The 13275-nt window shown below is 49.8% G+C and carries 7 protein-coding genes; all 7 read right to left on the bottom strand.

The annotated features are described in order from the left end of the window. Positions 1 to 434: 434 nt before the first annotated feature. The gene (gene hcnC / locus D8V06_RS08945) at positions 435 to 1673 is read right to left on the bottom strand and encodes a cyanide-forming glycine dehydrogenase subunit HcnC (RefSeq protein ID WP_130904960.1); all 1239 of its coding nucleotides are present in this window, start codon (positions 1671 to 1673) and stop codon (positions 435 to 437) included. Beyond that, complete coding sequence (hcnB, locus tag D8V06_RS08940; protein ID WP_130908589.1) at positions 1670 to 3073, bottom strand: cyanide-forming glycine dehydrogenase subunit HcnB; 1404 nt, start codon at positions 3071 to 3073, stop codon at positions 1670 to 1672. Before hcnB ends, hcnC begins: the two co-directional genes overlap by 4 nt. Continuing rightward, the gene (locus D8V06_RS08935) at positions 3070 to 3381 is read right to left on the bottom strand and encodes a (2Fe-2S)-binding protein (protein WP_130904962.1); all 312 of its coding nucleotides are present in this window, start codon (positions 3379 to 3381) and stop codon (positions 3070 to 3072) included. Before D8V06_RS08935 ends, hcnB begins: the two co-directional genes overlap by 4 nt. 294 nt (positions 3382 to 3675) lie before the next feature. Beyond that, positions 3676 to 4500, bottom strand: a complete 825-nt coding sequence (locus tag D8V06_RS08930; RefSeq protein WP_241667800.1) for a helix-turn-helix transcriptional regulator — start codon at positions 4498 to 4500, stop codon at positions 3676 to 3678. 85 nt (positions 4501 to 4585) lie between these two features. After that, entirely contained in the window at positions 4586 to 8881 is a 4296-nt protein-coding gene (locus tag D8V06_RS08925; RefSeq protein WP_130930816.1) for an AMP-binding protein, read from the bottom strand. Between the two features lie 221 nt (positions 8882 to 9102). Further along, on the bottom strand, positions 9103 to 9549 hold the full coding sequence (locus tag D8V06_RS08920) for a YbhB/YbcL family Raf kinase inhibitor-like protein (RefSeq protein WP_241667799.1): 447 nt from the start codon (positions 9547 to 9549) through the stop codon (positions 9103 to 9105). A 1498-nt stretch (positions 9550 to 11047) separates the two neighbouring features. Then, positions 11048 to 13275 (bottom strand): C80 family cysteine peptidase (locus D8V06_RS08915; protein ID WP_130908587.1); only part of this gene is annotated, 2228 nt, incomplete at its 5' end.

Genomic DNA, 13275 nt, shown 5'->3' with positions numbered 1-13275 from the left:
ACGCTGTCTTTCAGTATCTATAAGAAAAATGTTTCACTTATTTTGCATGCAGCTCCTGTACCTGTCGCGCTTGAATGCAGACGGCACGGGTGGATAATCACCGGAGGAGGTGTTTCAAAATAGAAGGTCTTAGTCATTCGCTATGATTTCTGAGTTATTTGACTATGATGAGGCGTTTGTGAATCGTCGTGCTTCTCGTAATGCATTTTTTCTCACCGGTATGGCTTTAGGGGCGGAATTGAGCACGTTATTTTGTGTGCAGTTAAGTCATGAGGCATTCGGATCGTCGTTTAAGACGTAAAGTTTGTTCGATATTCGTTGCTAATGCGCCTCGCCGAGGCATTGCACACCGCTGAATAATTCACGCGTGTCTTAAGCCGCAGGCACATACACGCGACCATCAGTCGAAGCCGTTGGCTAATCCGCAATGCTCGCTAGGCCGGTTTCTCGAAAACATTGAAACGGTTTGCCAAGAAGGGCGTTATGTCCATTGGCAATGCCTCGTCGTTAACTAATTTATCCAGCAGTATTCCCGTAATCGCCGATGTCAGAATTCCGGTGCGAAAATGGCCGCAAGCGTTGAGATAGCCCTCTGCCCCCACCATGGGGCCTAGAATTGGTAACTCATCAGGCGATCCTGGACGCAATCCTGCCCAGGTGCGTTTGAGGTTTATATCGACCAACTGGGGAACACAACGCACTGCGCCTTTGACCAAGCCTGCGATTTCCGGATAGGTAGTTGTGATGTCGAACCCTTTGTCCTCAGTGGTACTGCCAATCAAAATCTCGCCATTGTCCTTTTGAGCCATGTAACAGTCGCTCGTGGTCAGGCAGCCCTGGAGTATCTTCGGCACACGCTCCGTCAGCAAGATCTGTCCTTTCACGGGGTTCACCGGAATTCGTTGTCCAGTCGCCATTTCACTCAGATCCGCCGCCCAGGCGCCTGCCGCATTGATCAAGGTGCTGCAATGGAACACCCCTGCTTCGGTGGTCTGCACACCGCTGACGCGCGATCCCTCATGCAATACATCGATGATGTTGGTGTTAAAATACAGATCTATCCCATTCCGCCTTGCGCCTTCCGTGTAGGCATCGGCTAGCCGAAACGGGCTGACTTGATGGTCACAGAGAAATTCCAATGCACCTTTGGCCTCGTGACTAATGTTCGGCTCGGCTCTGCGTAACGTGGCCTGATCCAGCCACCGAATCTGATCCGCCAGGTGGGGGATACACGCCACAATGTGTTCGGCGTAGAGACGGTCTTCATCGTCGTAGATCACAAATTTCAGACCGGTCTGCTCGAACTTGAAATCCATACCGTGATCATCGCGCAACTCTTTGTGCAGAGCCGGATACATGGCGTTGGACTGTAGGGCCAACTCAAAAAATGCCTGAGGTAAAATGTGCGGGGTCTGGGCATCCACAACGACTGCCGAACCTAGGGCTTTGCGTTTGTGATTAGCCGACATCATACGAAAAAAAATCACCCCACAACCCAACCCCACTGACTCGCCGATTGCCCATAAACCGCCTGCCGACGCGCGGGTTGCATTGCCCGGTCGTTTAGCATCGATCAATGCGACCTTGAGGTTTTTACGTTTGGATAACTGGTAGGCGCAAGAGGCTCCAATCACTCCACCTCCAGCAATGATTACGTCATAAAACTTATTCATGGCATGTGGTCTTCAATGTCGAATGACTTAAATGCTGAAAAGGGAATCGGATCGGTTGGAAAGCGCGGGCGCAGCCAGCCCACGTTCTGGCGCCCGGTGGTTTCACGCAAGCGGTCAGTGCAGTAGCTGACGCACATCCTTCCCTGGCAATCGCCCATGCCAACACGCGTGCGCATTTTCAAGCTAGGGAGGTCTTGAACACCTTGCTCAAGTGCTTTGTCGATTTCACCCCGGGTGGTATTTTCGCAGCGACAAATAACTGTGCCACTGGCAGGCAGTCCAGCTTGTCCGGCCCCCCGCGCAGTGTATCGATCGATAGCGGCGCGAAACCGTACGATCGCCTCGAGTTTGGTCAAATAGTAGCTACGTAACTTCAGGGCCAGTTCTGAGTCGAGTACATCGCGTTGAAGCATGATCGACACCGCCGCTATTTTTCCCGTGAGCATTGCGGCTTCACCTCCACGAATACCTGCCATATCCCCGACCGGGTGTACGTGAGGTTCGCTGCTTTGCTGCCAAATATTGGTCACGGCACGCAGGCATCCATCGTCACTAAACTCATGACGCAAGTTCATTTGCTGACTAAGTTGAGTCCGTGGAATGAAACCGTAGCCCACAGCAAGGGTTTGGGCGGGAATGTGAAGAGTGCGGTTCAGATCGGCCCCCCAAGTGCGGGTGTAAGGTGCCACGGTGACTGAACTTAACTCATTGCCCCCGTGGGCCGCCACGATGCCCCAACCGTACTGAATAGGTATGCCATGCCTTTTGAGAAAAGTGAGCATGCTCAAGCCTTCAAGAAACAGCTGCGGCTTGTTCAAAAATGCCAGGCTTTCTTTAGCGATTTTTCCGAACGAACACGCCTCGAAAACCCCGGCGACTGTGACTCCACTAGCGAGCAATTGACAAGCCAAGAGGGGTAACAAGGGACCGGTCCCAGTAATCACAACCGGTCCTTGTGGTTTAACCACGCTGCTTTTGATTTGTAGCTGCAAGCCGCCCAACAGCATGACCCCAGGCAATGTCCAGCCAGGGAACGGCACGCTACGTTCGTGGCAGCCAGCTGCAAGTACCAATTGCGGATACTTGTACTCCCGCAAGTGCTCTTCGTCATCCAGTACCCACAAGCGACTGCCTTCAGCGCCGACCACTCGATGGTTGAGATGCACCTCTATAAAATCCGAATAAACCTGAAGCTCTTGGTGCAATTTGAGCAGCGCTTGCGTATAGCGCGGCCCCAAATAATCCATTTGCACACCTTCGCGAAGCGGCCCCCGATATACCACCCCACCCAGTCGTGAGGCTTCTTCGAATAATGTGGTACGTACGCCATGCTTGGCGAGCTCAATCGCCGCCGCCATGCCTGCGGGGCCTCCCCCGACAATGACCGGTCGCAAGCTCATACAATCTCCTGCCCAGCAATGCGGTTGACGAGGGTTTGCACGGACATGCCTTCACGCACCAGCGTCTGACAGGCGCGTTTCTTGTGGCGGCCATCGATTTTCACAAGGCAGCATTGGCATACCCCCATGCCACAATAGGCACCGCTAGTTTGATCATGGTCATTGCGAGCCAATTGGCGAATGCCCAGAGCTTGAATAACGGTCAGAACAGTTTCGCCAGAAGCCGCCGGAATTGATTGACCGTTGATGAATACGCAGAAGTCCGCAGCGAATGGCTGAATATCAAATGTTCTTTTCATACATGGCATCGAATTATTGATCCTTAAAATTAAGTCTTGCAGCGACTTCAACGCGGCCGCCTTCACATTTCCTTTTTGATGTACAAGGAACGTCAACGTCGTTACGTCATCCCCCTAAACGACTTGATGCTGCTGAATGTCTTGAATACTGGGCGGCTTGTAAATATTTTAGCGAATCGCTCACCCTGTGCTGCCGGCGAAGCACAGAAAGGAGACATAATACTCCTCGCCAGCGTTACCAACCGCTAGCGGGATATTCGATAATCTTCGTAGTGTTACTTTATCGGTTCGCATCAATGTCACCTAGCCCCGAAGTCGCGTATTTCTCAGGCTTGTGGGGGTTACACCAAAAGAACTTTTAAACTTCATAGTGAACCGAGATTGCGATTTGTACCCGCAACGCTCCGCAATGTGTCCAATTGATTCCATTGTCGTTTGGACCAAAAAAAGAGCTTTACTCATTCTCGCCTGATTCACAATCGTTTTGATATCGCCGCCTTCTGCACGTAATTTCCGGCGCAGCGTAGACTGGCTCACTGCGAGCTTGTTGGCTAGATAATTAACACTCCAATCATTACTAGCGTCCTCGCTTATAATTTTATGCAGCTTGTGGCTTAAGCTCGGATAGCCCGAAATTTTAGCGATTTCTTCATGGCCGCTTAAGTACAGCAAATTAAGAATTTCTTTTCGTCGAGCATGCCATAACTCTTTTGGGGTCAACGAGGACCATTCTACGTATTGATTAAGGGCCTTAACTAAAGTCTCCGGCACGGTCCCTGTAAAATAAGTCAAGCGGGGGGCGTCATTGCACGTAAATTGGTTAAAGTCTTCAACCTCAAACTCTATCAGAATGGCAAAGTATTCGCCGTCAGGAATGTTCCTCATGTCGGCGCATGACGAATTCGATAAAAACAAGAAGTTGCCTGACGCACAAGTGGCTTCGGGCTGTTGCCCAAGCACTTTAACGCCGGTCAGCACCACTATTAATAGCGGCTTAAGAATGGGGACGTTTAATATTCGCTGTTCTTTGAACGATGAAAGCACCGAAAATGGCAAGGGTTTATTTTCATGGGATACCCTTTTCACTAAATGCTTCAATTCCTGCATGGTTATCGGCGATGCCTTCATCTAAAAACTCTCCTTCTCGTACAAACAGGCCAGCCATCGAGTCAACGTCGAGACTGCCCAGGTAATTTAAATGGTTGAGTAGTTTTTATGACATAGAAACAACTTGAGTTACGTGATGTTGCGCCTGTATCCTCGCGGCATCGACAATAGACGCAATAGCACGAATATCAGCTGCTGATATGATGTCCGATACGGACAGCTCAATTTTGACCGTCTCCGAAGAAAATTCAGCCCGCAGAGCACTGGCAAATTGCACAGCACCGAGAGATGCCAAGCCACACTCCTCTAAGCTTAAATCAGGGTTAGCTTCCATCCCTGTTGTGCGTTCTATGATTTTCAAAACTTCTGACAATGTATCGCTTGAATGTTCTGTCTGAACCTTATTTCCTGCCAGGAGCATGCTCATGCTTTGAAAGCCACGTCTAATTAATGGCTCGCAAGGCTGTACGAGCTTTCCAAATATAACCACTAGTCCGACGAGATAGAAATATTCATACCATTCCACAGGGACAGGCTGGGGGCTAAACCAATAAAAATCTTTACGATAACTCCACCAGTTCCACCACTCGCCATTTCGCGTAATGGCGTAGTACCACTGTCCCACCACCTGATGAAACAGAAAGCATGCATAAGTTGCTGGGGCCAAGCTTTGAGAAATAGCATTCGATCGTAAGATTTTTGCTGTTAAACCTTGCCCCGTACTTAGAGCAAAAAGCCAGAGCAATGTAATGGGTGCGAATAGCCGAGAGGCGACTTCGTCCCAGATTCTGTTAACGATGCCTGGGTCTGCAAAATTATTAGCGGCTTCGGGACGTAGGAAAAAGGTGTCGAGAGAAGCCTGCGAAACAGCCGATCCGTGAGGTATATAACCCTGAAGGATATGCGCGGTACTGACTGCGACAACCAACAGGGTTATGGCGTCGGCGACGTAGCCCCATAAGTAGGCACGTGCCTGATTATAGGGCCGAACAGCATCAAATAAAAATGCAACGCACATGCCCACCACGAAGTAAACCATCCAAAATGGTGAGAATAAGTAGAATCCAAGCAATACCGCATTATCAGTGTCCGCAGAATCCATTTGTTGAGCGCTAGGGATTAATTTTTCACCCGTTGATTGGTCAAAAAAGCCATAGCCAGTCGCATTTTTTGCATAGCCGTACCAAAAACCTAATAATATCAGCACATTGAGGCTAACGCCCAATAGGCTCAACAATAATAATGGTTTCGTCTTTTTTCGCAGCTTATACAGCAGATTATATATGCTGGGGAAAATCAGCAAGCATTGGAAATACATAGAGGTGAACCATAGGTAAAATCCCATGAACCACGATGCTCCCCAAAGTGGTGTGGCCGACAATCCTGTAAGATAGATTGTTATTGTCGCGAGCAGATTGGCCGCCCAGGACTCTTGCAGTAGAGGCGTGCCTTCACAAAACATTCGCCCCATGTCTCCCGGCTGGGAGTTCCAATGGAAGACCGGAGAGAATGTGGATGGCTGACAGTGTGGTAGCAAGTTGATCAACGCAAAAAATAGGGCTAAAGCGTAAAGCGGATACATGGCCTTTATGCGAGCCCATACAAATGATTTTTTGCGATTAATCAAGGATGGCATAACGATTGCCAATGAAAACCCAGCGGTTACGAAGAACGCATGCACATGCCAGGGAAATTGCCTAAGATTTGCAAAGGCGCCCCATGATTCATCGGAGCCAATATGCATAAACATGACATAGCATGCTAACAAGAATCTGAACCCTGCTAGCGTTTCCCAATCAACTTTCGGGCCTCCATGAGCAGACTCAACCCTGTTTATTGACTGTCTTTGAGTGGTCGCATCAGTTACAGAGGGCGATTGCTTCGCTGAATTCGCATTAGGCAGCTGTAGTACTTGCGCCAAACCATTACGTATGTATTTCCGGCTTGCCGTTTTTGGTAGCTCTTCGTCCGCTACAAGTTTGAGATACTTGGGCGATTTGTAACGAGCTAACCCGGTGGTTCTAAGGAATGCAGTCATTTCTTTAACTGCGTTATGATGCGTGACTTGCGCAGAGATCGTAGACTCAAGCACCAATGCACACCCCACTTCTTCACCATAAAGGTCAGACGGGACAGGAAAACATACGGCCGTATTGACCCACGGGTGCTGGGTCAAGGCGCTTTCCACCTCGAAGGGTGAAATCTGTTCACCGCCTCGCTTGATGAGTTCTTTTAGGCGGCCCCGCAGTGAAAGTGTCCCGTCAGCATCAAGTTGCCCTAAATCACCGGTTAAAAACCAATAATGAAGGTGTTCATCTTCATATGATTTCAAAAGAAATCGCGACTGTTGGTTGGCCTCATGATTATCTAGATACCCCGTGCAAACGGTGGGGCCGCAGATAGCGACTTCGCCTGCTTCGCCAAAAGGCAAAGGACGAAATGTTATAGGATCCACGACTGCAACAGATGCAATCACCGGCACACCGACCGAACCAGGTGACTGAGGCGCTCCTTCTTGACTTCTGGCTGGTTGGGAAATCGGCATCTGTTCAGACATGCTGTAAGTCGCAACGACCTCACATCCGTAAATCTGCTCGATAGCCAGGCGATCAGGCTCTTTGAGCTCTGCCGCTCCGGACCGGATGATACGAAGATCATGGCCATGCCATCGACCGTTTTGGTCCAGATAATGTATGGCGTGTTCTTGGAGGTATCGAACGGTGGCATTGTGGATTGTCGGTACTGCTGAATACCACGTAGGTTTGGGCGAAGAGTGCATGAGCGCTTCTACCATAGCCTGCGGGTTATACAGTCCTTCACAGGTAACCGATGCGCCTACCGCAACGCTACATAGGATAGAGGCACTGAGTCCTCCGATATGGTCCAGGGGCATAACACTGTATGCAACATCCTGACCATTGATCCCGATGCCATCGGCTAAGATCGCAGCATTCCAAGCCATATCTCGTTGACGCAGCGGTACAACTTTTGGCGTAGACGTCGTTCCCGAGGTGCGAAGCAGCAAGCAATTCGCCATTGGCGAATTGATCAATATGGGAAGATGTTGAAATTCTGATATCGATGCTTTGTAACGGAACAAGCCGGGTGAGTTGCTTTCGGAGTGTTCTGCATGGTGAATACGCACCGCGGCATTTTTTGCTGCAAAATCAACGCAGGCAGCTCGGACTTCAGAAGCCGTAGGCTCACCAAACAACACTACATGTTTTGCCCCGAATTGCTCAAGCGCTTCGAGGGCATCGGCTTTGCTCATATGGGGAGTAAGCGGGGCAGCACACGTTTGAGATGCAATAGAGAGAAACGCGACAGCGCCAACCGCGGTTCCACCTGGTGGAGCAAGATAGGCCACGACTTCACCTGGCAGAACGCCGAGGCGTCTGAGATCACCTTCTCCCCCTGGCCGGCAGAATTCAAGCACCTGGCCATAAGTGGTGTAAACGTTGGGATTGCGTTCTCTGGCTGTTCGCAGAAAAGGCGCTTTGGAGGGAGGGGACGCAAGCATTTCAACGAAGGTTTCTGACAGTCCCTGTGTTTCGACTTTTACTGCAGACAGTTGAACGTCGCGTGCCATGACACGAAAGCTGCGATCACTTGACTGTCTCCATTCGACATTCTTGGGTGTGAGGGGCTTGGTTAGTGATTTCTGATCAACGGGCAAAAAACACTGACGTATATGATTAATGAGCTCCACGTCAGATCGCTGGGATTGATTGATTTCATGCCCGCTCGCTAAATAAAAAATCGCTGTCACTGTCGAATTCATCGAAAGAGCAAGGGATTCAGACCAAGCTTTATTCTCGTCGTGACGTCCAATGAGGTGAACACTTTTAGAGTTACAGCAAGGAGCCGGTCCTAGTCCCGCTTTTGACCGAAGTTCAGATAGGGGCATTGATGCTGCCGCGCACGCAATGATAGCTGCGCGAAAGGGCGCGCCATTCTGTAAAGCCGAAAATTGTCTTCCTTTCGAACGACGCTGTAATGCAGACAGCAACGCGGTATCTTCCGGTAAACCATTAACGAGGCTTGCAATTACTCCGCCCTGGCTAAACCCGAAAACTCCGTCAAATGGACCTTCTTTTTCAACAGTGGATAAGACCGCCAAAATAGCATCACAAATCGCATTGGCTAAGTCGTTAGCCTCGGGCTCACTTTTGTAGGTAGGAAGCCAGGAATACCAAGGCCCGGTCATCCGATCCCCGAGAGTTTCGACACCTGGCCCCGGCTTATCGACAGCTATGGGGCCGTTCATGAAACAAATATCAAACTCGTCTTCGGACAGCCCGAGATTTCTTAGCTGCAAATTCGATATATCAGCATTGCTGCCTCGACCGTGCAAGGCCAAAAGTCTAATTCTTGAAGGTGCTGAATATACAAAATCACCCATTCCCGTCTCGCATGCAATTATACGTATGATGTCGCACTGTGTACGACGCTAAATACCCAAGCCTGAACTACTAAAGATAACTCTTTATCAGCACGCAAAGCATAAATGCTCTTCGATGGTTCGAAGAGCATTCGTATTTCTGTGCCCCCATGCCAGCTATGGACGCCAGGAGCTATTGTTGTAACGAATTGCTAATAATGAGCAGTTGCCCAAATCAAAATTTAGTTTTTTTCATATAAAGCTTCGATTGTGCTTGAGGCAATTGAATTAGCGCGGACCATATAGCTCGTCAGTGCAGCGGAAGCATCTTTCGGGAGCTCTAGTTTTTTGGATAGGGCATAAACTGTGAACTGGTAGCGATGAGCTCCATGCCCCTGAGGAGGGCAAGCCCCACCGTAGCCAACGACGCCATAATCATTCTTGGTACTGATACTACCTGCCGGAATTGCCTTTGCGCTGGGATTGCCGACACCTGCGGCCAACGTGGTTACATCTTTAGGAATATTGATTAACTGCCAATGCCACCATCCGCTCCCCGTTGGTGCATCGGGATCGTAAGCAAACACTGCAAAAGCTGCGGTATCTTTAGGTGCGTTACTCCATGAGAGCTGAGGCGATACATTGCCTCCGCTACATCCAAAGCCTTGAAACTCTTGGGCCCGGTTCATGGTTTTTCCTGAAGAAATGTCAGCACTAGTTAAGGTGAAAGAGTTCGCCCAGGTAGGGGTTGACAAAAGGATCAATACAGGCAGAGTCATTTTAGTAAGCATGGTATGCACAAAATTATCTCATTATTAATTGCGGGAACTGATCATAAGAATCCGCCTGAAATTTCGTTAGTCGAAAATCAGTCATTTTCTATGCCAATATGATCTTTTTTCTTGCGATTCTGCTACCGTGCCTAGCAATAATGTAGATGCTTATCCATCAGCGATCTCTTAGTGGCGTCACCAAAACTTCCATGCTGTGGAGGAGGGGGGGAAGAAAACTCTCTAGCGACATGTCTAGCTCGAATGAGCTTTTCGTTTCGAAAAAAAACACATCAACAGCTGCTGCATAAGCTTGGTTAAAAACAGATGCCAGGTCACGCTCTAATGGTACAGTCACAAGGAACCGTGAACCTCCTTGCGAGGACAGAGGGACCAATAGAGCGCCCTGGCTGCCGGTGATGAGGGTCGCGCTCTTGCCGGCTTACGCGTTACGGTCATATCCAGCTCCGCCGCACTCGGGTGATGAGCCCTGCAAGGGCTATATCTCCTTCGATCATACTACTTCTGGCTCAATGTCCCTTTTTGGGATCAACAGTTTCGAATGACGCTCGTGATAATTCGCTGAAGTCATCGCGAAGATAGCTGCCCTTTGTCAGCCCTTGAATCAGATTGATGGGTTGACCCTACGCGCTGCGGACGTTTGATACATGGCGCCATGCCTGAAAAAAAGCCCGTATCCTTTGAGGGGAAGATACGGGCTAAACCGTGTGGTATCGCTTGAGCAAAGAACGACAGTTCATACAGGAACGACCCATATAGCCCGTACACGTGAGGGAGGAGCGTTGTACGGTTGCCTTTCTCAGGTCTAATTAAATCTGAGTCATTGGCAGGAGTAAGTAGGTAAATCCTTCAAATGCGACGACTCGAAAAAGGCAAAATTTGAGCACTTATTAAGCAGATCTCATGCGCGCGCTGTGGTAACTATATTTGACCTAATTGCCGATCAACAAGGCAGGGTGCTCAGAAAATCAGCAGGCCTTGGATAAACGCTGAGAGTTAAATATGCGGTGATATTGGACTCGTTGCAGATACTACAAAGAGACCATCGGGCGCCGAGAGACTGAGTTCTATCTGCAGCGGCACTCAGACTGGATAAAACTGTAAACAAATCTCCAAAAACGGAAGGCAGTTAATAATATAACGTATAAGAACACCGATTTTTGATGGTTTGCTAGCGTAACATCATTAACTCAATCGGCATCTTGGGTCTATGTGACGCTGAAATTCCGTGAAGACATCAGTGTGGCATGCGGTATCTGAGCTTTTGAATTGACTCGTCGCTTTCAAAGTTGGCGTTGGCCGAAGTTGCCAGAAACAAACAGCTACTCCGGCCAACGCTTACTAAGCCGCGAGCGGGCTAATGCGTGTATCAGTCATATCCACAAGGGTTGCCATTTTAATCTTGTGACCTCGCGATATGAGAAATTGAGTAGGGTGGGCTCTTCAATAGCGATGTCACCTGATCTTGGATATTCGCAGGCATCAATGTCGTGCCTGGCGTAAATCCTGGCTTGTTATTGAATGTAGCCCGTGAAAAGCTGTGAGATATATACGCCCCTTCCTTTGTGTTTAATGAGGTCGACCCAAATTTCAATTGAGCAAAATTGTCGTTTACTTTTATCAACGAAAATCCATAGGAGTCCTTTTCATCTAAGTTATTCTTTAGCATAACGGCAGTGTGATGCGTTTGGCCTACCGGCCTCATGCTCAGCCAATTCCCTTCCTCATAGCTTTCAAAAGGCGTCATTACTCCATCTCGCTCACCAGGTGCGCCCGATGCATATCTATTCATTCCTCGCGCGGACCTATTGTTTAAAACATCAGCATCCATTTTAGTCCCTCTTGCTTCAAATATGTTAACGGGAGAGACACAGACTGTTGGCGTGTCACACGTATTAACTACGCCGATAAACCATTGTCCTGGAGCCGCTTTTTTAAAATCACGAAGATCAACTTCATTGTATGCGTAAGGAACTCGATGAGCGCTGCTGTCGTCTTTTGGTAGGCTGACCTGAAGGTCTTCTTTTAGCGAGGGCGCCAATGGTTCTTCGACTCGACGTTTACCCAGCCCACCGTCCGCCGTAGACCGCTTCCGACCATCCTCCGTTACGTCAACCAGCCCCTTATAACCTTTAACAGGCACCGCCATTTCAATACCTTGCGCCTTCAGCGAGGTATCTATTCGACCGGCCAAATTCGACCCATTCGCAGCACACCCTCCCGTATCGCAACCGACCGCGGTCACCTTACGCACATCCAGCGTATCACCTGTATGGATGCCTCCCTTCTCAGTGACCTTAATAACCTCGTTGGCCAGTTCATGCGCATCCAGACCGCCCATAGTTTTTGCCTCAGATGGGGCGGCATCGCCATGCCCCACCAACTCCACTTTGGTTTTGCCTGCAACATTTTGTGGGTTCCCGGTGACGATAGAGTGCTCACCTTGAGCATTACGTTCGACAATTACACTGTTGTCGGGATGCTTGTCGTAAATGCGTTGCGCCGCCCGATTGGTTACTGGATCTGACTCTAGTTTGACAATGAGCCGAGTATCGTATTTTTCGCCCACCGAGAGCTTTTCACTAGCCGTTTTCGTTAGTAGGCTTGCGGCTGAAAATTCGCGAGCATCTATTGATTGAGACCCAGCTGTCTGAATTAAGGAAGGACCCTCCGGCTGCTGGGCGTCTTCCGACAGCGCAGGTATATGTTTGGGCGTCTGTGCAGAAGCTGACTTGCGATCAAAATCGATCGTGACGTCCTCCACATCCACAGGAGTTTTTGCTAGTGCGGGTTCGTTTCCTACCGCATGAGTAAGCGATTCTTTAGGCGACGCAGAGCCATTGATGATGGCTTGGTCATCACGGCTGACCGGAGCGGACGCTTGACGACTGTCATAGATCATCTTTCCCGACCTGTCATTAGCGCTTCCAGGCTTCATTACCTGTAGACCCTTTGTGGGAGCCTGGGTATCAAAGCGAGCCAGGGCGCCAGGCTGAGCGGTGGGTGCTGTCGCGCCTTTGTTGACGGTAAAAACACCACCTCTAGGCTCTGCGCTGATTCTCGAAGTAGGCCGTTTATATTCATTTCGAGCGGCGACTGTCCAAGCCGGCTTGCTAATAGGTGGGATATCTAGGTCATCTTCAGGGATCAACACTGGCGTCTTGGGCTTCACTGTGATGGTTTTGGGCGGCAGTCCCGCGATTTCTTCCCTCGTAGGGGCGTTAATGGACGCCCCTGGTCGCGGGATATCTAGGTCATCTTCAGGGGTCAACACTGGCGCCTTGGGCTTCACTGTGATGGTTTTGGGCGGAAGCCCTGCGATTTCTTCGCTCGTAGGGGCGCTGATGGACGGCCCTGGTCGTTGCGTCGGCTCCGGCAGCTTCACTTCGGGCCCTTTAATAAGGGGGGCTGAAGTGGAGGTGCCTGTTTTAGGCAGAGTCAGAGGGCCGGTTGGTACCACGGAAGTAAAGAGCTCTTCATCCACCCGCGGTACGGCCTGAGAACCCTGTGGTTGAGTGGGCGTTTGTGGCATCGTTTTGGCCCCAGAACTCGATTTGGTCGGGATCTTGGTCGGGATACCCAGCTTGATGTCGTTGCCGGCGATCTTCTGATCCTGGTTCACCA

Source organism: Pseudomonas sp. Sample_24, assembly GCF_004307605.1.
Classification (GTDB): domain Bacteria; phylum Pseudomonadota; class Gammaproteobacteria; order Pseudomonadales; family Pseudomonadaceae; genus Aquipseudomonas.
This window is presented reverse-complemented; position numbering and strand designations above follow the sequence as displayed.